The 21,507-nt window shown below is 60.8% G+C and carries 18 protein-coding genes and 2 pseudogenes; 9 read left to right on the top strand and 11 right to left on the bottom strand.

Annotated features, from left to right (window positions below; translation table 11 throughout):
* Both ACSQ3F_RS26725 and ACSQ3F_RS26720 read right to left on the bottom strand, forming a co-directional pair.
* Nucleotides 1–954, bottom strand: a complete 954-nt coding sequence (locus ACSQ3F_RS26725; RefSeq protein WP_436103209.1) for a carbohydrate ABC transporter permease — start codon at nt 952–954, stop codon at nt 1–3.
* A gap of 74 nt (nt 955–1,028) precedes the next feature.
* A complete protein-coding gene (locus ACSQ3F_RS26720) occupies nt 1,029–2,402 on the bottom strand; it encodes an ABC transporter substrate-binding protein (RefSeq protein WP_436103208.1) in 1,374 nt (457 codons plus the stop codon).
* Here ACSQ3F_RS26720 and ACSQ3F_RS26715 point away from each other — a divergent pair.
* The 5 genes from ACSQ3F_RS26715 (at nt 2,394) to ACSQ3F_RS26695 (ending at nt 6,336) form a co-directional block, all read left to right on the top strand.
* Nucleotides 2,394–3,536, top strand: a complete 1,143-nt coding sequence (locus ACSQ3F_RS26715) for a LacI family DNA-binding transcriptional regulator (protein WP_436103207.1) — start codon at nt 2,394–2,396, stop codon at nt 3,534–3,536. The two genes, ACSQ3F_RS26720 and ACSQ3F_RS26715, sit on opposite strands and share 9 nt — an antisense overlap.
* A gap of 36 nt (nt 3,537–3,572) precedes the next feature.
* A complete protein-coding gene (locus tag ACSQ3F_RS26710; protein WP_436103206.1) occupies nt 3,573–4,382 on the top strand; it encodes a glycerophosphodiester phosphodiesterase in 810 nt (269 codons plus the stop codon).
* A complete protein-coding gene (locus ACSQ3F_RS26705) occupies nt 4,327–4,665 on the top strand; it encodes an inositol monophosphatase family protein (RefSeq protein ID WP_436103205.1) in 339 nt (112 codons plus the stop codon). The genes ACSQ3F_RS26710 and ACSQ3F_RS26705 overlap by 56 nt, the downstream gene beginning before the upstream one ends.
* Nucleotides 4,666–4,912: 247 nt before the next feature.
* The gene (locus ACSQ3F_RS26700; RefSeq protein ID WP_436103204.1) at nt 4,913–6,001 is read left to right on the top strand and encodes a sulfatase; all 1,089 of its coding nucleotides are present in this window, start codon (nt 4,913–4,915) and stop codon (nt 5,999–6,001) included.
* Nucleotides 6,001–6,336 carry a hypothetical protein gene (locus ACSQ3F_RS26695; RefSeq protein ID WP_436103203.1) on the top strand — a complete coding sequence of 112 codons (336 nt, stop codon included), beginning with the start codon at nt 6,001–6,003 and terminating at the stop codon, nt 6,334–6,336. The genes ACSQ3F_RS26700 and ACSQ3F_RS26695 overlap by 1 nt, the downstream gene beginning before the upstream one ends.
* A gap of 79 nt (nt 6,337–6,415) precedes the next feature.
* Here the strand turns inward: ACSQ3F_RS26695 and ACSQ3F_RS26690 are convergent, their stop codons facing one another.
* Entirely contained in the window at nt 6,416–7,723 is a 1,308-nt protein-coding gene (locus ACSQ3F_RS26690; RefSeq protein ID WP_436103365.1) for a mechanosensitive ion channel family protein, read from the bottom strand.
* 166 nt (nt 7,724–7,889) lie between these two features.
* On the opposite strand from ACSQ3F_RS26690, the pseudogene ACSQ3F_RS26685 reads away from it, so the two are divergent.
* From ACSQ3F_RS26685 to ACSQ3F_RS26675, 3 genes and pseudogenes are all read left to right on the top strand, one after another.
* Nucleotides 7,890–8,306 (top strand): annotated as a pseudogene (locus tag ACSQ3F_RS26685) (GGDEF domain-containing protein); the annotation flags it as partial.
* A 79-nt stretch (nt 8,307–8,385) separates the two neighbouring features.
* Nucleotides 8,386–9,146, top strand: a protein-coding gene (locus ACSQ3F_RS26680) for an IS5 family transposase (RefSeq protein WP_436099515.1) whose coding sequence is annotated in 2 segments (ribosomal slippage) — nt 8,386–8,725 and nt 8,725–9,146 — 762 coding nt in all. Because the reading frame shifts where the segments join, the coding sequence is not laid out codon by codon here.
* An 18-nt stretch (nt 9,147–9,164) separates the two neighbouring features.
* Nucleotides 9,165–10,031: pseudogene (locus tag ACSQ3F_RS26675) on the top strand (GGDEF domain-containing protein); the annotation flags it as partial.
* 267 nt (nt 10,032–10,298) lie between these two features.
* Here the strand turns inward: ACSQ3F_RS26675 and ACSQ3F_RS26670 are convergent.
* The 8 genes from ACSQ3F_RS26670 to hutC all read right to left on the bottom strand — a co-directional run bounded on the left by ACSQ3F_RS26670 (nt 10,299) and on the right by hutC (nt 20,385).
* Nucleotides 10,299–12,065, bottom strand: coding sequence for an SLC13 family permease (locus ACSQ3F_RS26670; protein ID WP_436103202.1), 1,767 nt, complete (start codon nt 12,063–12,065; stop codon nt 10,299–10,301).
* Between the two features lie 257 nt (nt 12,066–12,322).
* A complete protein-coding gene (locus tag ACSQ3F_RS26665; protein WP_436103201.1) occupies nt 12,323–13,612 on the bottom strand; it encodes an amidohydrolase family protein in 1,290 nt (429 codons plus the stop codon).
* A 24-nt stretch (nt 13,613–13,636) separates the two neighbouring features.
* Nucleotides 13,637–14,578 carry an ABC transporter permease gene (locus tag ACSQ3F_RS26660; protein WP_436103200.1) on the bottom strand — a complete coding sequence of 314 codons (942 nt, stop codon included), beginning with the start codon at nt 14,576–14,578 and terminating at the stop codon, nt 13,637–13,639.
* Nucleotides 14,575–15,624: an ABC transporter permease gene (locus ACSQ3F_RS26655; protein ID WP_436103199.1), complete on the bottom strand. Its 1,050-nt coding sequence runs from the start codon at nt 15,622–15,624 to the stop codon at nt 14,575–14,577. Before ACSQ3F_RS26655 ends, ACSQ3F_RS26660 begins: the two co-directional genes overlap by 4 nt.
* A complete protein-coding gene (locus ACSQ3F_RS26650) occupies nt 15,614–17,146 on the bottom strand; it encodes an ABC transporter ATP-binding protein (protein WP_436103198.1) in 1,533 nt (510 codons plus the stop codon). Before ACSQ3F_RS26650 ends, ACSQ3F_RS26655 begins: the two co-directional genes overlap by 11 nt.
* Nucleotides 17,143–18,555: an amidase gene (locus ACSQ3F_RS26645; RefSeq protein ID WP_436103197.1), complete on the bottom strand. Its 1,413-nt coding sequence runs from the start codon at nt 18,553–18,555 to the stop codon at nt 17,143–17,145. The genes ACSQ3F_RS26650 and ACSQ3F_RS26645 overlap by 4 nt, the downstream gene beginning before the upstream one ends.
* Before the next feature lie 8 nt (nt 18,556–18,563).
* On the bottom strand, nt 18,564–19,550 hold the full coding sequence (locus ACSQ3F_RS26640) for a BMP family protein (RefSeq protein WP_436103196.1): 987 nt from the start codon (nt 19,548–19,550) through the stop codon (nt 18,564–18,566).
* A gap of 121 nt (nt 19,551–19,671) precedes the next feature.
* The gene (gene hutC / locus ACSQ3F_RS26635) at nt 19,672–20,385 is read right to left on the bottom strand and encodes a histidine utilization repressor (RefSeq protein WP_436103195.1); all 714 of its coding nucleotides are present in this window, start codon (nt 20,383–20,385) and stop codon (nt 19,672–19,674) included.
* Between the two features lie 250 nt (nt 20,386–20,635).
* Between hutC and ACSQ3F_RS26630 the strand changes: the two genes are divergently transcribed.
* A complete protein-coding gene (locus tag ACSQ3F_RS26630; protein WP_436103194.1) occupies nt 20,636–21,469 on the top strand; it encodes a transporter substrate-binding domain-containing protein in 834 nt (277 codons plus the stop codon).
* Nucleotides 21,470–21,507 lie beyond the last annotated feature (38 nt).

Genomic DNA, 21,507 nt, shown 5'->3' with positions numbered 1-21,507 from the left:
TCAATGCACCTCGATACGGGGGCGCTGGAGCAGGCGCTCCATATCGAAGAAGCGCCAGCCGAGCAGCGCGACGACGACGCCGATGACGATCAGAAAAAGCGCCAGCGCGGCTCCGTAGCCATATTGTCCGCTCTCGAAGGCGCGACGGTACACGTAAAGCGCATAGACAGTCGTGTCGTAGAACGGACCGCCCTTGGTGAGGAGCAGGATGTATTCGAAGCTGACCAGCAGCGAGAGTGTCTGGTAGATCGTCACAAAGCTGATCGGCCAACGCAGCGCCGGCAGGGTGATGAAGCGGATCTTTGCGAACGTTCCGGCGCCGTCCACTGCCGCGGCGTGAAACAGGTGCTCGGGGATGCTGCGGATCGCGGCGGTGAAGATGATCATGCCCATCGAAGCGCCGATGAAGCCGTTCGAGATGATGATGAGCGCGATCGGCGCCGAAGTCAGCAGGTCGAGCGGAGCGTCGAGGCCGAACGCCTGCATGAGGACCTGGTTTACGAGGCCGGCTTCGGTGGGGCTCACCGCCCACAGCCAGAGCAGAATGTAAAGGACGGACGGGCTCATCCGCGGCAGCAGCCACACACCCCGGAAGAAGCTGCCGGATGCATTCCGGATCGCCGTGGTGGTGATGGCGAGGATCAGGCCAAAGGTCACGTTGAAGATCGCCAGCGTGCCGAAGACGTAAATGAAGGTCAGGCCTATGACCTGCGACAAGCGGCGGTCAGTTCGAAAGACCTTCTCGTACTGCTCGGTGGTGAACTCGCTGATGCGGAGCGAGCGGCTGAGGTCGGTGAATGACACTGCGATATCGATAACCACGGGGACAACGAAGAAGAGGACCGTCAGAACGATCGCCGGGCCGAGAAAGATTACAAAATTCGTGCGCCTGCGCGCCACCGAGCCCGCATGGCCGCGCCGCTCGATCGTGAGTTCTTCTGCTATCGTCGTCATCGTTTGGCTCGCACGGCGGACTTCGCAGCCGCCGACCCAGCGCGCCAGGTCGACGGTCGCGAGACAGATTGGACCTATTTGACGATCACGTCCTCGAGGGTGGACGACGCCTCCTCGATGACGAAATCGGCTGCTTTCTGCGCCGACAACCGCCCCGATTCTATGCCCTGAATTGCGGCATAGATGATGCCGTTGAGCTCCCCGAACTGCGAGTTGTTGGGCAGAAACTTGGTGATCTTGAGCAATTCGGTTGCCCTGGCGAGCGGCCAGGCCTTGGCATAGCGTGGGTCTTCGAGTTGCTCGGGTTTGATGCCGAGATGCGTCGTTGTGACCGCGTGATCGGTGTTGACGTCAGCCGCCGAGGCGTGACCAAGCAGGCGGACGGCGAGTTCCGGCTCCTTCGTGTCGGCAGCAATCGCATAAACGATCGGATGGGTCAGACTGACCGGCGAGCCGCCCTTCTGGGGCGCCGGCCCCGCAATCCAGCCCCAATCCGCGAAGAAGGCCTTTTCGTCCTGCGGCAGCCCGTAGGTCGGGAACGCGACGCTGCCGAGATCCCAGATGCCGTACATCCAGAACGCCGCGTTGCCGGTGTAGAATTCCTTGCGCAGCGCATCGAATTCCATCGCCGTGTTGTTGGCCGGGATGACCCCTTCCTTCACCCCGCGCTCGAACCAACCGAAGGCGGCAGCGAGCTTGTCGCGCTCGAGGAGCAGTTTGCCGGTTGCCGGATCGACGAAGTCGCTGCCGTAGGCCTGGAAGATCATGATGTAGTCCGGCCCCTTGTTTGGCCGGTGAAGCACGCCGTATTGCGCCTTTGTCTTGTCGACGACCTGCTTGGCGATCTCCAGCACCTCGTCCATCGTCAGGTCACCCGACAACGCACGCTCCGGCATGGCGTCGACGAAGGCAGCGTCGTAGCCGGCCTCGCGCAGCAGCTTCTTGTTGTAGAAGAACATCCTCGCTTCGGCGTCCTGCGGAATGGCGTAGGTGCCGTCGGGGCACTTCGCCGATGACCAAAGCGACGGAAAGATCGTGCCGAAGTGCTGAGGGTACTTGGCGATATAGTCGTCAAGCTTGAGAACGAAGCCATCCTCCTGGAAGGCGCAGATCCATTCGTGCGCGGCAATGAATACATCGGGGCCTTCGCCGATGCCGAATACCTTGAGCAGTTGTAGTGCGTCATCGTCGAAGCCCTTGGCGGGGCTCTCGCGCACGACAACCTCGACGCGCTTGGAGGTGCCCTCGGCCGCGAGTTCCTTGTTCAGCCGCTCGGCAGCCTTGATCACATTGCCGGGGCGCAGCGGCCCCGAGGGATCCTGACGCGACCAGAGCTCGAGTTTCACGGTTTCTTGCGCGAACAGAGGCGTCGCCACAAGCAAGATCGCACTGCCGCTCACCAATGCCGCGCTCAGAAGCGCAGCAGTTCCGATTTTCCAGTGAATCATCCTGATTTCCTCCCAGCCGCGACACGTTTTTTGATCGTGTCGTCATTGATTGTTGCAATGCTGTGCAACACGATTATGAATGCGTTTCGGGGAATGTCCAGCGGAGTCGAGCCGGTGTCGGATAGAGACAGCAACCAAGGCCGCTTCGTGAGCGCCCAGGCAGTCGCCGAGCGTGCAGGCGTGTCCCGGTCGGCAGTTTCGCGGGCCTTCACCCCTGGTGCAAGCATCGCACCAGCAACGCTGGCGCAGGTGCGGGAGGCAGCCGCGGCACTCGGATACCAGGTCAACGATCTCGCCCGCGGGCTTCTCGCCAATCGGAGCCGGCTGGTCGGGCTCGTGACCTCCGACGCCGATGCTCCATTCCAGGCCCAGTTGGTTGCCGCCATCTCGCAAGCTTTGATCGAGCGCTCCAACGTCCCGGCGATCATCAGCATCGGGTCCACGGCGGACGACGTTGCGAATGCCAGCCGCCAGTTGTTGCGCTATCGGGCGGAGGCGACCGTCTTCCTCTCGGGCTCGCCGCCGGCCAGTCTTGTCGAGCTCACGCGGCGAAACGGACAGCCGCTGATCCTGGTCAATCGAGCCGAGACCGGCCTCGACAGCGTCCATTGCGATGACAGGGACGGCGCGCAGCGGGCCTTTGAGGCCCTGCGCCTGGCAGGAGCCTCTCGTTTCGCCGTGGTCAACAGGGCGAACCCGAGCCTGAGCCTCTCCGCCCGCGAGCACGCCTTCGTTGAATTTGCCGCCGCTTCCGGATTCCAGACGAAGAGCGTTCGGGCCGGCCGCGCCGACTATGATGGCGGGAAAGAGGCGGCGCGACAGCTCCTGGCGAGCGGCCCGGCGCCCGACGCGGTGTTCTGCGTGAATGATCTCATGGCATTCGGCACGCTCGATCACCTTCGCGGCGCGAGCCTGCGCGTCCCCAACGACGTGTCGGTCATTGGCTTCGACGATGTGCCCATGGCCGCATGGTCCTCCTATCGTCTGACCACTCTGAGGCAAGATCCTCGGCGGATTGCCCGGGATGTCATATCGATTCTCGATCGGCGCCTCGCCGAACCCGACTCGCCGCCGATTTCGGTGTACTTCCCCGTCGAGCTCGTTGTTCGCGAAACAGTCAGAGTGCGCCGGTAGAGAACTCGCGCCGCACGATGGAGGATCAAATCGAAAATGGCCTTCAGCTTCCTTGCCCACGAAGCGGGACGTGTCCATGTCTGTGGCCACCGCGGCTACAGCCTCCATTACCCGGAGAATACCTTGCCGGCATTCGAGGCGGCAAAGGCTGCAGGGGCGAGCACGGTCGAGATCGACGTCGTCTTGACCGCGGATGGTGAGCCGATCGTCCTGCACGACTTGACCGTCGATAGGACGACAAACGGACGCGGCTTTGCAGCCGACCTCAGCCTCGAGCAGATCCGCGCATTGGATGCGGGGGTTCGGTTTCATCTGGCTTTCGCCGGAACGAAGGTACCGACTGTAGCGGAGGCGCTCGATTGGGCGAAGGCGGACGATATGGGCGTTGTACTCGAGATCAAGGAGGCAGAGCGGCCGGACATCGCCGTTGACCGCGTGGCAGCCTTGCTGCGAGCAACGGGCACCATCGACCGGGTCGTTGTCATCAGCTTCGACCATGTGATGCTGAAACGTGCGGTCGAACGCCATTCCGATCTTAGGACCGAAGCCATAACGCACGCCCGCCACGCCGACCTCGTCGGGGTGTTGAGGGCGTGCAGCGCGAACTCGGTCTCGATCGAGCTCGACATGTTCCGCACCGACGATGCGAAGGCGTTGCATGAAGCGGGCTTCAGCAACCGCGTACACGTGCCTCGCCCCGACGCGCTCGCCCAATATTGGCGCGGCGGACGCGATCCCTTGCCCGAGCTCGTGCAATGGATCGCTGACGGGCTTATCGACACGGTCTCTGGTGACGACGTGCCGTTCATCGCGATGCTCGTCAAGCGCGCCGGCCGCGCCGGATGAGGCCACCGGAATTCTGTTCTGCTGCGTCGCCCTATGTTTGGTCGTCGGCGGCGAACTGGAGCTCGGGATTGTCTACAATCCACTTGCGGCCGCGTTCCTTTTGGCGAAAATAAATGTCCGCGCCTTTCTGAACGGTCGGCCGATCAACGTGAGCTGCGAAAACGGACGCGACGCGGTCCTGCGTCGGCTTCAGCTATCAGCGGACGCTCGCCGCGCGCGCGCTCCACTGCTTTCCGGTGGCTGCGGCGGCGCGCTTCGGCTGTTACTGGAGAGCGCCACATGAGGCGTGCGACGCGGCGGCAGGACTGGTCCGCAAGGGCCAGAGGCTGGACCAACGATCTGAGGCCGGGACACGCTTGGCCAACGGTAACGAGATCCTCGCCGTAACGCCGGGACTTGGTCGACACGGCCTAACGACATGCTGCATTGGGCAGCTCTGATTGAGGGGCAGACGAGGCTCGATTAAGGCCGTTTTCGTACTCTTTGATTCGCTCAACCGCCACGTACTTGCTCCGTATGGAGGAAAGCGTGTGCCCACGCCCAATTTCTCCCGTTTGGCCGAGTGCACCGCAACATTCGAGCGCCACTATGTCGGCAGCCTGCCCTGCATGCCGGCGCGCCGCGACCTCCAGACCGGACGGCTCAGCTTTCTCCACCGGAGCTGGGGGCCGCTTGAGCCGTTCGACAATTCCTTTCCCGAGCTGCTGCGACAGGCCGGCTCTTACAGCCACCTCGTCACCGACCACTTCCACTATTTCGAGGACGGCGGCGCCACGTATCACACCCGGTATGACAGCTACGACTTCATCCGTGGGCAGGAGGGCGACCCCTGGAAAGCCATGGTGCAGCCACCATGGGAGCGCCTGCGCCAGATGTATCATGAGCGGCAATTCAGCCAGTCGGCACGCGACAAGTTTCGCCGTAACATCGTAAACCGCGAATTCATCAAGGACGAGAGCGAGTTCCCGTCGGTGCGCTGCTTCGACACCGGACTGGAGTTTCTCGAGCGAAACCGGACCGCGGAGAACTGGTTTCTGCAGATCGAGACGTTCGACCCGCATGAACCTTTCACCGCGCCCGCGCGGTTTCGCGACGAATTCAGGACGGGCTGGAACGGCCCGGTTCGCGACTGGCCGCGCTACGGCCGCGTCGACGAGTTGCCGGAAGAGTGCGAGGAACTGCGCGCCAACTACTACGCCGTCGTCGCGCTTTGCGATTTCCTCATCGGGCGGCTTCTCGATTATTTCGATGCGAACGACCTTTGGCGCGACACCGCGCTCGTTGTCACCACCGATCACGGCTTTCTTCTCGGCGAGCAGATCGTGCACGTCCCGCTTTTCGTGCACGATCCGCGCCGGCCGGGAAGTGCCGGCGTCCGGCGGTCGGCTCTGACCCAGACCATCGATCTCGCGCCGACATTCCTCGATCTGTTCGACGTGCGAGCCGTTGCCGAGATGCGGGGGCATTCGCTCCTCCCGATGCTCGACGCCGATCGCTCGCTGCGGCACGGGGAACTGTTCGGCTATTTCGGCGGTGCGATCAATGTGACGGACGGGCGCTATACCTATCACCGGTTCCCCCCGACCCTCGCTCCCAGGAGCTTTATCAATACACACTGATGCCGACGCACATTTGGGAGCCGTTCACGCCAGAAGAACTCGCAGGCGCCTCGCTTGCACAGCCCATGCCCTTCACGAAGGGAGCGCCGGTCCTGAAGATACCGGTGATTGAGCGGTCGGCCATCTTCGACAACTACGGTCCCGGCGCGCTCCTTGAGAGTGAAACACGGCTCTACGATCTCGCAGACGATCCAGGGCAAAATACGCCCCTTGTCTCCCCGGAGATCGAGCAAGCTATGACGCGTCTCATGCAGGATCTCATGCGCGCCAATGATGCTCCGCCTGAAGCATACGGACGTATTGCGATTGCGCCGCCGCCAGCGTCCGCGATGTGATCCTGGGTGGCCTGCATCCGACCCTGTTGGCGCAGCGCTTGCCGTTGCTCTCTATTGCGGAGCCTTCGGTCCGAACCCTTCACGGTGCCTGTCCTCCCGGTAACCGTTGAATCTCCACAGGCGTCTTCATGATGATTTCTCGATGGGGGAAGGGGATGGCTATGCCCGCCTGCTTGAACGCATCCCATAATGCCATGAGAACTTGGCCGCGAATATTGGTCAGACCGTTTGCCGGATCGGAGATCCAGAAGCGGAGGCGGAAATCCAGCGAGGAGGCACCAAAGGCTGTCATCCAGCAGACCGGGTCCTTATAGTCGTTAGCGACGCGGGGAACGGCCGATGCAGTTTCGATGGCAATCCGCACCACCTCATGCGGATCACTATCGTACGACGTGCCGAAATCGACATCGATACGGACGTAGTCGCTGGAAAAGGACCAATTCACCACCTGCTGCGAGATGAAGTCCTCATTGGGGATAAGGTATTCCTTCCCGTCGCGGGTAATGACCGACACGAAACGTGCACGGAGATCGCGGATGAATCCGAACGTGTCGCCGAGCGTGATCGTGTCACCGGGCTTGATCGACTTGTCGAGCAGGATGATGATCCCGGAAATGAAATTGGACACTACCTTCTGCAGTCCGAAGCCAATTCCGACGCCGACAGCACCCGAAAAGACCGTTAACGCCGTGAGATCGATACCCGTTGCGGACAATGCGATCGCGCCGGCGATCATGATCAGAACGATCTTGATGACCTTGCTGATCAGCACTTTGAACGACGGCGACAGATCGCCCGAACGTTGGACCCAATGGGAAAGCACATTGCCGACGAGCACTGCGACCCAGATAAGGGCGGTTGTCAGCACAACCGCCTTTAGGACGATCAGCAGCGAGAGACGCGTCGCGCCCAGATTGACGGCGGCGCCATCCAGCGTCGACAGGACAGGACCGTCAAGCCCGGTGGCGTATAGGGCGAGGTAGCCCCAACTTACGATGGCGACCATGCGCGACAAGGTTGGATTGCGGATGATCTTGGTAAGCACGGAAATTACAAACCAGGCGGCCGCCAGGGTCAGCGCAGTCGAGACCAGCCAGCGCTGCGAGGGCCAGGTACCCTGTGTGAGAATGACGTTCGCAAGCCACAGCCAAAGAATCAGAAAAAGCCATTTCACGCGGCGCATGAACGCGATGATGACGCGCAACAGATCTGGGTTGCCCTTGATGCGCCTGGCTCTGGTTTCCATCGCCGGCTCGGTTCTGGATGCGATGAAGGAGGCGAAAATGTACCCGACCGCGATAATCCCGAGCTGATAGAACGTCCATTCGCTCAGCACGAATGTCCTAAACCAAATTTCAAGCGGTTGAACGATCTGCATGAAATCCATGGCAGGTGCCTCTTGACGTACGTCTGCTATTAACCCTCGGAATTCAAGAATGTTCACGAAAAGGCGAGTTTACGCCCGTGGAGCTGCCGAAACTGCGGCCGTTATTTGGCTTATGGGGCTTGGTCGCCTACTTGCCTGCGAGAGATGCTCCGCTACTTGGGCCAGGATGGATGTTCAGGAGAGCGCAGTTTCAGCGAGTCGGGCGAACCCGTGCACACGGACGCAGCTTCAGGTACAGAATCCCGCTATCATGGCTGAAGTCGAGCGCCTTCTCGCGGGCCGCACGCGAGATATCCGCATCAAAGGCGAGCTTCGCCGCCTATTTCAAGAGTGCTCATGGCCGCGAACTGCCAAGATCATTCGCGCCTGGATGACGTGGGTGGCCGTGTTGGATGCATTGACGTTGGTTGTCAACGCCGTCCTGCTTCCAAAAGCGATCGCGCTGTCGATGCTTCCGCCAGCCTGCATCCTCCCGCCCGCCGCTTTGGCCACCGCCTTCGTCTGGCGAAGACCGCGCCCGTTCTGGCTCCAAAGAATTTCTATTCTCGCAGGCATGTTCCTCATCCTCTTGTCGGTCGCCCTAGGCCGTGGTGACGATTTAAGGTTTTAAGGTTCCCAAAGGGTTTCAAATCAGATTCAACACTGACTTTTGGAGGTCAGTGATGGATTGCGATGCTCTTCGGGATGATCAGTGGGAGCGTATCAAGGCGATTGTGCCCGGCGGGACCAAGGGCAAACGCGGTCCGCGAACCAACAACCGGCTTTTTCTGGATGCGTTGCTATGGATGGCTCGTTCTGGTGGCCGCTGGCGTGACCTGCCTGAGCGGCTGGGCGATTACCGCTCGGTCAAGCGACGCTATTATCGCTGGATCGAGATGGGTGTGCTCGACGACATGCTTGCCGTCCTTGCCCGCGAAGCCGACCTGGAATGGCTGATGATCGATAGCACCATTGTGCGAGCCCACCAGCATGCCGCCGGAGCGCGCAAGGAAAAAGGGGGGCGGATGCCCAGGGCCTGGGTCGGTCTCGCGGCGGATTGAGCACCAAGATCCATGCCGCGACGGAGGCTCTGGGGCTTCCGGTGCGCCTGATCGGCAGTCCCGGACAGCGCAACGACATCACCCTTGCACATCAGTTGGTCGAGGGTTTCGAGACGGATGCGGCAATCGCCGACAAAGGCTATGACGCAGACCATTTACGCGACAAGATCGCCGAAGCGGGTGCTGAAGTCGTCATCCCGCCAAAGCAAAACCGCAAAATCCAGCATCCCTATAACGCCGACCTCTACAAGGAACGCAACCGTATCGAACGCTTCTTCAGCAAACTCAAACAGTTCCGACGAGTGGCAACCCGATACGACAAATTGCTGGCAAACTTCATGGGCTTCGTCAAACTCGCCGCCATCGCAATCTGGCTCAAATAGTTAAATCGTCACCACGGCCTAGTGGGCGTGAGCGCGGGTGGGGAGTTCTACGAAAGGCACTTGAATATCATGCTGTTCGTGGCCATTACCGCCATTATCATTTTCGGTATTCCACTGGCTTGGACAGTGACGGTCGCCTCCTTTGCGCTTGGTCTCTATCTGGCTTTTCAACTGCAGAACCCCGGCTTGGAAAAAGGGAGCGCCGTAGCCGCGACGCTATTTTTTGCCAGCGGCATCATCGCCACCGTCGTTGCCCGGCGCACCATGACGATTCTCGCCCAGAAGACCTTCCTTCTTGAGCAGCGAGACCGGAGCCGTGTCGCAGAACTTGCTGACGCAAATGCTCAGCTTGAGCGGCTTGCGAGAACTGATCCCTTAACTGGGATCGCCAACCGGCGCTGGATGATGGAAACGCTCAATCATCTCTGCAGCGGGGGTATAAAGCGCCGCGGGGGTGCCGTCATGCTGATGTGCGATATTGACGACTTCAAGAACCTAAATGATCGTCTCGGCCATGCCGAGGGCGATCGCTGCCTTGTGAAGGTTGCCGGCATCATAGAGAGCTGTGTGGGGCGAAATCGCGACCTTGTGGCCCGCTACGGCGGTGAGGAGTTCCTCGACTTGCTGACGGGGGTGGACGAGCGAGAGGCTATCGCTGTGGCTGAACGAATTCGAGTGAGCGTTGAAGCCGCCTCTCTTCCGAACCATGCATCTCGCGTGGCGCCCTACGTCACCCTCAGCATTGGGGTGGCGGTTCACGCTCCAGATAACGATATCATCTCGCCAGAGCAGCTTCAGAACCACGCTGACACGGCACTCTATCTTGCCAAACAAGCCGGTCGCAATCGCGTGGTGCTCCACGAGCCAGTTTCGCCGAGCGCGTAACCTCGACCGTGCCCGCGGGAAGCATTCTCGTTGATTTTGTTGGTCTTTTCCCCCTCCACGTAAAAGAAAGCCGTCAGCGTCAACGTCGTCAGCTGTGGCCTGTGACGTTCTCGTGTGAGCGTGACAGAGCACAGCGATGACCTTCAAACTGTGTTTCATATTGTAGGCGATGGCAGTGAGGCGAAATTGAAGGCCGCAACCATATAGGCGACCTTCGCTCGCCAACCGCCAAAAGGCAGCCTGAATTTCCAGACTTTTGCCCCAAAATCATATCGGCCAGGCCAGCAATAGCATCGGAACACTGACGATCAACACGATGATCGAAAGCGGCAGCCCGAGGCGGGCGTAATCGCCAAATCGATAGCCGCCTGGCCCCATCACCAGCGTGTTGCATTGGTGTCCGATGGGGGTGAGGAAGTCGCAGCCGGCGCCGATTGCGACGGCCATCAAGAAAGCATCGGGCTGGAAGCCGAGTTTTTCTGCGAAAGTTGCTGCAATGGGCGCCATGACCAGAACCGTCGCGGCATTGTTAAGGAAGGGCGTCACGGCCATCGCCGCCATCAGGATAAGCGTCAGCGCCCCATAGGGCGGCAGCATTTCGGCGGCGCGCGACAGCAGGGCGGCGATGACGTCTGTCGTTCCAGTGGTCCTCAGTGAATCGCTGATGGGGATAAGGGCCGCCAGCATGATGAGGATCGGCGCGTCGATATGGTTGTAGAGATCACGTATTGGCATCGATCCGGATATCACCATGGAGAACGCGGCGGAAAAAAAGACAATGGCAACCGGAATGCCTCCAAAAGCAGTGGCACCCATCGCCGCCACCAGAATGAGGACGGGGAGAAGCCGGTTGCGCGCGCTGCCCAGCTTCAGATCGCGCTCCACCAGCGGCAGGCATCCCCATTCGCGCAACAGATCCGGGAGCTGCTGAAGATAACCTTGCAACACCAGGACGTCGCCGTTCCGGATTTTGATTTCGCCAAGGCGCTCGGTGAAGCGCCTGTCACGGCGGCTGACAGCAAGGAGGTTGAGACCCGTATTTTCGAAGAGTGAAAGATCCTTTGCACTCAACCCGATCAGTCGGGAGTGTTCGCCCACGATGGCCTCCACCGAGCTGATATCCTTACGCCTGTCTTTCTCGTGGGTGCGATCAGACAGCTGCAGTTTTCCTTCACTGACGATCTTATCAAGGGCACCGTGTTCACCTTCGAGGATAAGGAGATCGCCAGCCTTCAGAACAGTATCCGGAAGCGGGGTGCGTTTCAGTCCGGTGTCACCGATGATAGTGGTGACCATGGCATCCCCGCCTGCTGGCTTCTGCAGCCAGCTGATCGATTGACCAACTGCAGGCGAGTTAACAGCCACCTTTGCCTCTGTGGTATAATTCTTGATCGTCACGGCCTCGTCCATCGAGGTTTTTTCTCGCGCCCGCTCCGGCAACAATCGGTAGGACAGACCCAAAAAGATGATGCCAGTGACCGTAACCGCCGCGCCGACGGGTGTGTAATCAAACATTGTGAACGGCTGTCCGGTGATTTCCTCGCGCACGCGGGAGACGATGATGTTTGGCGATGTACCGATCTGTGTCATCAAACCTCCGAGCAAAGATGCGAAGGACATCGGCATCAGGAACATCGACGGAGAGACGCGGGATTTGCGGGCCATCTGAACGGCAACCGGAATCATGATCGCCAGGGCGCCAATATTCTTGATGAACGCAGACAGCACGGCGACAATAATCACGAGCATAATGAGCTGCGTCCGTGGTCCTCCTTTCTCAGGGGAGAGACGTCTAAGTGCGATGTCCATAATACCAGACCGGGAAATTGCCGCACTCACGACAAGCGCACTTCCCACAATGATGACAATGTCATCGGCGAAGCCGGAAAAAGCCTCCTTTGTTGGGACGATCCCGAGTGTGATTGATACCAAAAGTGCGCCGGCGGCGACAACGTCGTAACGGTAACGGCCCCATACGAATGCCGCCATCAGCAAGGCGAGCGTCAGTAGAGAGAGCCATTGATCTGTGCGCATGTTTGTAATCCTGGCGAGTGCCGGTAGAACGCGCGAGATGGAATATTGATGCCAATCGCAGAAAAGAAAGCGTTTTGCCTCTGTTGCCCCGTGAGTCTCAGATCGGCGACGGTAAAATCGCTGTCTTCACCGTGTTCAAGTTCATTACCTGCATTGGCTAGACCGAAACTATCCCAAGCGGCCATAACCGTGGCGACATCCCGCACGTCCTGCTCTGGGGCAACAAGCGCGGCGTCTGAATTGTGCCGGCCCGCATCTCAATAACGCGGCGCGTAGTCCAGACCGCCGTCAATCCTTGCCGGGCGCCCGTCGAGGAAAAGTTCGCCGATGCGCGGTGCCGAGCGGGCGATGACCTTGCCGCGCCGGATCACCGCCAGCCGGTTCGGTTTCAGCCGTAGCGCTTCCAGTGCATCCTGCGCCTGGAGGATGACGAGGTCTGCGTTGCAGCCCGTTTCCAGGCCATAGCCTTCCAGGCCCATGGTCTTTGCCGAGTTGACCGTCAGCGCATCGAAGATCTTCTTCTTGTCCTCGATGCCGGCCATCTGCGCGACATGGATGGCCATATGGCCGACCTCCAGCATGTCGCCCGATCCCATCGAATACCAAGGATCCATGACGCAATCATGCCCGAAGGAGACGTTGAGCCCGGCATCCATCAGTTCGCGCACGCGGGTCATGCCGCGGCGCTTCGGATAGGTGTCGTGCCGGCCCTGCAGCATGATGTTGATCAGCGGATTGGGGATGACATTGATCTGCGCTTCCGCCATCAGGGGAATGAGCTTGGAGACATAGTAATTGTCCATCGAGTGCATCGAGGTCAGATGCGAGCCGGCTACGCGTCCCTCAAGGCCGAAGCGGATGGTTTGCGCGGCAAGCGTCTCGATATGGCGCGAAAGCGGGTCATCGGTCTCATCGCAATGCATGTCCACTGGCAGGTCACGGTCGGCGGCGATGCGGCAGAGCGCCTCGACTGAAGCCGTGCCTTCGCCCATGGTTCGCTCGAAATGGGGAATGCCACCGACGATATCGACGCCCATGTCGAGTGCGCGGTTAAGCGCGTCGATCGCGCCCGGCGAGCGGTAATAGCCATCTTGCGGGAAGGCGACCAATTGCAGATCGATATAGGGCGCGACCTTCTCGCGAACCTCGATCATCGCTTCGACGGTCACCAGCCTCGGATCGCTGGTGTCGACATGGCTTCGGATGAAGAGCAGTCCTTGCGTCACCGCCAGATCGCAGTAGCGCAGCGCGCGATCGACCAGTTCTCGCCTTGTCACGATCGGGCGAAGCTCGCCCCAAAGCGCAATGCCTTCAAGCAGGGTGCCGGACACGTTCATGCGCGGCAGACCGAGCGACAGCGTTGCATCCATGTGGAAATGTGGATCAACGAAGGGCGGGCTCACCAGCCGTCCGGTGGCGTCGATTTCTTCTCCCGCCCGCGCCTCGATCGTCCTATCGATCGCGCTGATCTTGCCGCCCGTGATGCCGATGTCGATGCCCTTGCGGCCGTCGGGAAGATTTGCGTTGCGGATGATCAGGTCGAACATGGAAACCTCGTTGAGTAAAAGCGGTTATCGCTCGCCGCGTCGGTAAGGCTGCATCAACGCCTGCGGCACGCGGGCGCGGCGGGCCATCACGGCAAGCGCGACGATGGAAAGGATATAGGGCGTCATCAGGAACATCTGGTAGGGCACGCCTTCCACCACGGTTTGCAGCCTGAGCTGGAACGCATCGAAGAAGGCGAAAAGCAGCGCGCCGAACAGCGCCCGTCCGGGTCGCCATGATGAGAACACCACAAGCGCGATGCAGATCCAGCCGCGTCCCTGCACCATCGTCGGGAAGAAGCTGTTGAACGCCGACAAAGTGAGGAATGCTCCTCCCATCCCCATCAATGCGCTTCCGGCGATTACCGCGCCGTAGCGGACCTTCATTGGATTGATCCCTTGCGCTTCGGCCGCATGCGGATTTTCGCCGGTCATGCGGATCGCGAGACCAAGCGGCGTACGAAAGAGGATGTAGGCCATCATAAGCGCAATCAGGATCGCCAGATAGGTCGGTGCTGTCTGTGTGAAAAAGGCCGGCCCGATGAAGGGCAGCGTTGACAGGCCGGGAATGGCGATCGGCTGGAACGGCACGATGGTCGGCGGCGTACCTGCCGTGGGCACGATCAGACGGAAGACGTAGTAGCTGAAACTTGAGGCGAATAGCGTGACGCCGAGGCCCGCCACATGCTGGGAGAGGCCCAGTGTAACCGTCAGGCCTGAATGCAGCAGGCCGAAGACCCCGCCGGCAATCGCGGCGATCAGCAGGCCGGTCCACAGATCGGCGCCGTGATAGACGGAGAGCCAGCCGATCATCGCGCCGAAGGTCATGATACCCTCGATGCCGAGATTGAGCACACCGGCGCGCTCGCACAGCAGTGCGCCGAGCGTTCCGAAGATCAAGGGTGTCGCGATGCGCAGGACGGCGCCCCAGAGCCCGACGGATGCTATTATATCGAACAGCACGGTCATCGGCGGATCCTGTACTGGGTGAAGAACAGCGCGATCAGCATTGCCAGCAACGACAGTGCTACCGTGACATCGGCAATATAAGTGGGGATGCCGAGGCCACGGCTCATGCCATCCGCGCCGACGAACATGGTGGCCGTGAAAATGGCTGCGAGGACGACGCCGAGCGGGTTGAGATTGGCGAGCATAGCGACGACGATGCCGGCATAGCCGAAACCGGGTGACAGATCGGTCGTGACATAACCCTTCACGCCCATGACCTCGATTGCACCGGCAAGCCCGGCAAGCCCGCTCGACAGGCAGGCGACCTTCACCAGCGTTCTGCCAAGCGGAACGCCCGCGAAAACCGCGCCGGAGGGATTGAGCCCGGCGGCGCGCGATTGCAGGCCGAACACGGTGCGCGACTGGATGAGATGGACGATGATCGCCAGCGCAATCGCGATCGCAAAGCCGATATGCAGGCGGGAGCGGGCAATCTGCTTCGGCAGCATGGCGTGATCGCTGACCGATTGCGACTGCGGCCAGCCGAAAGCGAGCGGATCCTTGAGCACACCGTCGATCAGCATCGAAACGAAGAGCAGCGCTATGAAGTTCAACAAGAGGCTGGTCACGACTTCATCGACCGAGAAGCGCAGCCTGAGCCAGAGTGGAATAAGGATCAGGACCATGCCGGCGATGGCGCCGACCAGAAGCAGCAACGGAATAAGAACCGGTGCAGGCAGATCGCCCAACACTTTGGCACTCGCTGCGGCAACCGCGATGGCCCCGAGATAGAACTGGCCTTCCGCGCCGATGTTCCAGAGCCTTGCCCGGAAGGCGACGGCGGCGGCGAGCCCTGTCAGCATCAGCGGCGTTGCACGCGTCAGCGTTTCGGTGGCGGACAGGCGCGATCCGAAAGCACCGGTCAGGATGCGCCAATAGGCATCGAGCACTGGCGCGCCGGCGATTGCGATCAGGATGCCGGAGAGGGCGAGGGCGGCAATGACTGCGAGCACCGGCGCGACGATCAGCAGATAAAGCGGGCGATGTTCGCGGCGCTCAAATCGCATGGTCGGCCTTCCGGGCCTCATGCCATTCGCCGGCCATCATCAGGCCGAGTCTGCGTGCATCGGCCACTTCCGCTTCGACGGGTGGCGACAACCGGCCGCCGGCGATAGCCTGGATGCGATCGGCAAGCGCGATCACTTCGTCCAGATCCTCCGAGATCAAAAGTACGGCCATACCCTGCCGGCGGGCTTCCAGAAGACGCGCATGCACGGCTGCCACGGCGCCTTCATCAAGGCCGCGCGCTGGCTGCGCGGCAATCAGTATGCGCGGCCGCTGATGCAGATTGCGGCCGAGGATAAGCTTTTGCATGTTGCCGCCCGAAAGCAACCGCGTGCGGCTTGCAGGGCTGCCGCCGCGGACGTCGAATTGGCCGATGATCTCCCTGGCAAAGGCCATGCCTGCCTTGCGGTTCACAAGTCCACAGCGCGAAAATGCAGGCGAGGAAATGCGCTCGAGCACGGCGTTTTCCCAGATTGCCATTTCACCGATCACGCCTTCCTCGTTGCGGTCCTCTGGAATGCGGCCAATGCCGGCGCCGACGACATCGGCGACACCGATATTGCCGATCGGTTCTCCGAAAAGGAGGAGGTCGCCGGATGTGCGCGAAAGCGTGCCGGAAAGAAGATGCGCCAGCGCCGCCTGACCGTTGCCTGAGACGCCGATGATGCCGATGATTTCTCCTTCGCGCAGCCGGAAACTGACAGACTTCAACCGCTCGACGCCGTCGACCTTCACAGTGACATCGACAGCCTCCAGCGCAACCGCGCCGGGCGTCGATGGCTCGCGCACCGGCCGCGTCACACGGCGGCCGACCATCAGTTCGGCCAGTTCCGCCTTGCTGGTCTTAGACGCCTTGCGTTCAGCGACCATCTTGCCGCCGCGCAGCACGACGATGCGGTCGGCGGCGGCCATGACCTCATCGAGCTTGTGGGAGATGAAGATCAGCGAAAGGCCCTGCCGGGCCATTTCCTTCAGCGTCGTGAATAGCTTTTCGGCCTCCATATTGGTCAGCACCGCCGTTGGCTCGTCAAGGATCAGGATGCGGGCGTCGTTATAGAGCGCCTTGAGGATCTCGACGCGCTGCTGCTCACCGACCGAAAGGTCTCCAAGACGCGCATCCGCATCGACCTTGAGGCCGAAGCGCTGCGAAATTGCCAGAAGCTTCTTCCGCGCCGCGGATGTCCCGGAGCGCCAGGACCAGAGTTTTTCCGTGCCTGTCATGACATTTTCGAGAACGGTCAGATTGGGTGCAAGCGAGAAATGCTGATGCACCATGCCAACACCGGCGCGGATTGCCGCCCGCGGATTGCCCTGCGGCAGTTCGGCGCCATCGATCAGAATTCGGCCGGCGTCCGGCATATAATGGCCAAAGAGGATGCTCATCAGCGTGGTCTTGCCCGCGCCGTTTTCGCCGAGCAGGGCGACAACTTCGCCGTTGGCAAGCGTCATCGAGATATCGTCATTTGCAAGGTTGCTGCCGAAGCGCTTGCTGACGCCATCTATTTCGAGAACCGGAACTGTCATGCCGCAAGCCCCGCCACTGGAAAACGGTGTTGCCAGCGCTCTTCCCGCTCGAGACGCGCGGCAAGTGATAACAGCAGCGGCTCGTGGCCCATCGGCGCCATGATCTGCACGGGCAAGGGCAGGCCGTCCGCATCGGTTCCAAAGGGCAGGGTCAAGGCCGGAAATCCTGAAATATTGGCGAGAGAGGCAAGCGGTGCAAAAGCAGCCATCCGCTCAAGCTGCAGCTCGGTATCGGCATGATCGGAGGGAAACGAGCCAATCGCAAGAGGCGCAGTCGACAGCATCGGCATGAGGATGCAATCGACATTGTCGAAAAGATTCCAGAAATCGCGGCTGACCAGCACCGCACCGTTCAGCGCATTCCACAGCGCTGTCGCGGACAGGGCATTTCCGCGCGCTATGAACGCTTGGGTGAGAGGCTCGGCTCTCCGGCCGTCGAGAGCCAAGGTGTCGATCAAGGCGGCAAGGTTGACGGAAATGATATCGCCGAAGGCGCGGCCGCTTGCCGCGACTTGTCCAGCGAATTTGGCCCATTTCAGCGGAACGATCTCGTGTCCGTCGGCCTCGAATGCGCGAGCGGCGGCTTCGACAGCCTCCAGCCGGGTATTCTCGATCGGGTATTGTGCTCCCGTGTCGAGCAACAAGCCAACACGCAAATGGCCGTTTTTGATGTCTGCAGCAAAAGGGTCCGGAAACGGTCCCCCGGCGTTGCTCCTCAGAGCATCGAAAACCAGCGCCGTGTCTCTTACCGATCTGCAGACGGCCAGTTCACTGGCAATACCGCCGAGATGATTGTCGAAGGTTGGCCCGGCGGGGATTGCGCCTCGCGTCGGCTTCATTCCAACGAGGCCGCAGCAGGCCGCGGGCACGCGGATCGAACCACCGGCATCCGTGGCATGCGCGATTGCGACGATGCCGGCTGCGACCGCCGCCGCTGCGCCACCGGACGAGCCGCCGGGGGTGCGCGCCGGATCGAGCGGATTGCTGCAAGTTGGTCCGGCAGCGGGTTCGCTCGCCAGCGAAAGACCGAACTCCGGGCTCGTCGTCACCCCGAACAGGCAGAAGCCCGCTTCGCGGAAGCGAGCGGCGAAAGCCGAATCCGGTTCGCTGCTCTCTCGTTCGAAGAGACGGGAACCGGCCGTCACCGGCAAGCCGGCGAAAGGTCCACCCAGATCCTTCGCCAGCGTCGGCACGCCGGCAAACGGCCGGGCAGCAAAGCGGCCCGGCTCCAAGCGCCGTTCTCGATCCATGGCTTCCGCCGACGCCACGCCCATCGCTGCGTCGAGATGGGCGATAGTGCCGAGCGCTTTATGGTCCTCCGCCAAGGCAAGCGAAGCCCGCATAGCGTCCGATGCGGTCAGGCGGCCGCTCTTGATCGCCTGGGTCAGATCCGTCGCGTCACCGCGCATGGGCTGAACTACTTCGGTTCGTCCATCATCTTCGGAACTTCGAAGTTACCGGCCTTGATCTCCGCCCGCTTGGCTTCCATCGCAGCCTCTGCTTCGGCAGGTGCCACGCCCTTCACGAAGACGATATCGCTGCCGCCTTCCTTCATCAGGCCGTAAGACGTGTAGGTCTTGCCGACCGGCTTGCCGGCGGCGGCATCGGCGATCGCGGCGTTGAGGATCGGACGGAAGTACCACATGGCGTTGGCGAACACCGTGTCCGGGTAGCGCGGCGTATAGTCGATCAGCGAGCCGATCGACTTGATGCCACGTTCTTTCGCGGCGTCCGCGGTGCCAATGCGCTCGCCGAACAGAATGTCGGCGCCGGCGTCGATCTGGGCAAGACCGGCTTCGCGGGCCTTGGGCGGATCGAAGAAGGTGCCGATGAAGGAGACCAGATGCTTCGCATCCGGATTGACGGCCTTGACGCCCTCCGCAAAGGCATTGATCAGCATGTTGACCTCAGGGATCGGAATGGCGCCGACCGAGCCGACGATATTCGACTTGGTCATTGTGCCAGCCAGCATGCCGGCAAGATAGGCGCCGTCATGGTTCCAGGTGCCGAAGACGCCGAAATTGTCGCCGGCCTCAGCGCCGCTCGACCCCAGCACGAAAGCCGTGTCCGGATAATCTGCTGCGACCTGCCGCGCTTCTTTTTCCACGGCATAGGCCTCGCCGATGATCAGCTTGTTGCCCTGTTCGGCATATTCGCGCATGGCGCGCGGATAATCGGTGCCGGAGACTCCTTCGGAGAAAACATACTCAATGACGCCTTCCTTGGCTGCATCCTGCAGGGCTTTGTGCAGACAGGAATTCCAGGCATTTTCCACCGGAGAGGCATGAATGCCGGCAACCTTCATCAGCGTAGCGGCTCTTGCCAGCGGCGCGAACCCGCTGACGCCGAGGGCGATGCCCGATGCGATCACTGCACGGCGTGAAATCAAGATGTCTTTGGTCATTGATTTGCTCCCCTTTTTACCATTTGGTTCAAAAACCATAGGGAGCGCCTAAAAAAGTGTCAAGCGCCAAATTAGCTTAAAAATCAGGCTGTTCGACCCGTGCAACACCTGGACTCGCTCGTCATACATCCTGCGCCGAGGGGTGGAAAACGCCGGCGAATTGGTAGCGATCGCCCGGATGCGTGACTTCGACATGGGTCACTGTGCGGCCGTTCTGCCACGTTTGCCGCGTCAGGCTCAGGCAGGGCTCTCCTCTTTGCAATTCCAGCAGCTGCGCTGTCGCTGCATCGGCCGGAACGGCGCGGATGATGTGCTTGGCCTCGGTCCAAGGGACCTGCTCTAGCAGCCACACGCCCGGTGGCCTGGAAGCGAAGGCTTCATCACGAGCACTTGGAACGGCGTCGAGCATGATCACACGCCGCTCGATCGCATTCGGCTTGCCGTCGACGACGTGCAGACACAGCAGCCGCAGCACCTCCATATCCGGCGTCTCGGCCAGCTTCATCGCCTCATGCGGCGTCAAACGCTCTATTTTCCGGGTGAGGATTGAATAGCTATATTCGTGGCCGGCCAGCTGCGCCTCGACGCCGATGTCCTGGATATCCATCACGGTTCTGTCGATCTGCGGCGCGCTAACGAAGGTGCCGTGACGGCGGCGGCGTACAATCATGCCGCGGCGGGTGAGAACGGTCAGTGCCTTGCTGACCGTCATGCGCGAGCACTGGTACTGCTCCACCAGTTCCTGCTCGGTGGGAACGCGCTGGCCGGGCTTCCAGGCGCCACTCATGATATTTGCTTCGATCTCCTCGAAGATACGCTGATGAAGCGGCGTCACATATCACCTCGACGTTCGTATGGGTGCACTGTTTTAAGCGGGACCATCGGACCTGCTTTTTGGCCCTTTCCGATCGAGCTTCATAGCGATCAAACATCCCGGCACAAAAATTGCAAAACAGGGTGCATTGACACTCCCTGTATGACGCTGTCTATTTGTCTAGTCAAATGCGGGACAAAGAAACCTGCAGATTTCAATAACCAAAGGGAACGTTCCCCTGATCCATCATGGAAGGGGTAAAACTGGAGAGATGACAATGAGAGCAGGTTTCTTGGTACGGGGTCTCACCGCCGCCGCCCTTATGCTGGGCGCGACATTTTCAGCGCATGCCGAAGATGCATTGGCGCGCGTCAAGGCCGCAGGCACTTTGAAGGTCGGAACGGAGACCGCGTTTGCGCCGTTCGACTTCATCGACGCCGGCGAACATGCCGGATTGAACGTTGATCTCTTTGCCGAGATCGGCAAGGAACTCGGGGTCACCATCGAGTGGGTGGCCCTTCCATGGGAAGGGGTGCTGCCGGGACTGGAAGCCGGAAAATTCGATATGGTCGCCGGTCCGGCGACGATCACCAAGGCACGCATGGAGCGTTACCGCTTTACGCCGCCGATCGCCGAAGCAACCGTTGCGATCCTGAAAAAGGCGGGCGACACGACGATCACCAAGCCTGAAGACATTGCCGGAAAGGCCATCGGCGTCGGCAAGGCAACCGCCCAGCTTGCCCAGCTGACGGCCTACTCCGACACGCTGCCGACAAAGGTGGACGTGCGCGAATACCCGGCCTTTACCGAATCCTATGCCGATCTCGCAGCCGGCCGTATCGCCGGTGTTGCCAATTCGCTGCCGAACATCGCCTTCGTCGCCAGCCAGCGCAAGGATACGTTCGAGGTAGTCCTGCCACCCTTCGGCCAGAAGTCCTATTTCGGCTTCATCGGCACCAAGGATGCGGACCATGCCCCGCTGATGGACGCCATTGATGCAGCCCTCCTGAAGATGAAGGGCGACGGCCGTCTGGCTGAAGCGCAGAAGAAGTGGTTCGGCGCCAGCTTCGATACGCCGGATTCCGTGCCGGATCCGGCATTCTGATCTGACATTGCAAGTCTCGATGCGCGCCGGCCTGTGGA

Origin of the sequence: Pararhizobium sp. LjRoot238, assembly GCF_964252955.1 — a bacterium.
Lineage (GTDB): Bacteria > Pseudomonadota > Alphaproteobacteria > Rhizobiales > Rhizobiaceae > Pararhizobium.
Note: the sequence above shows the minus strand (reverse complement) of the source record. Positions and strands in the feature narration are given on the sequence as shown.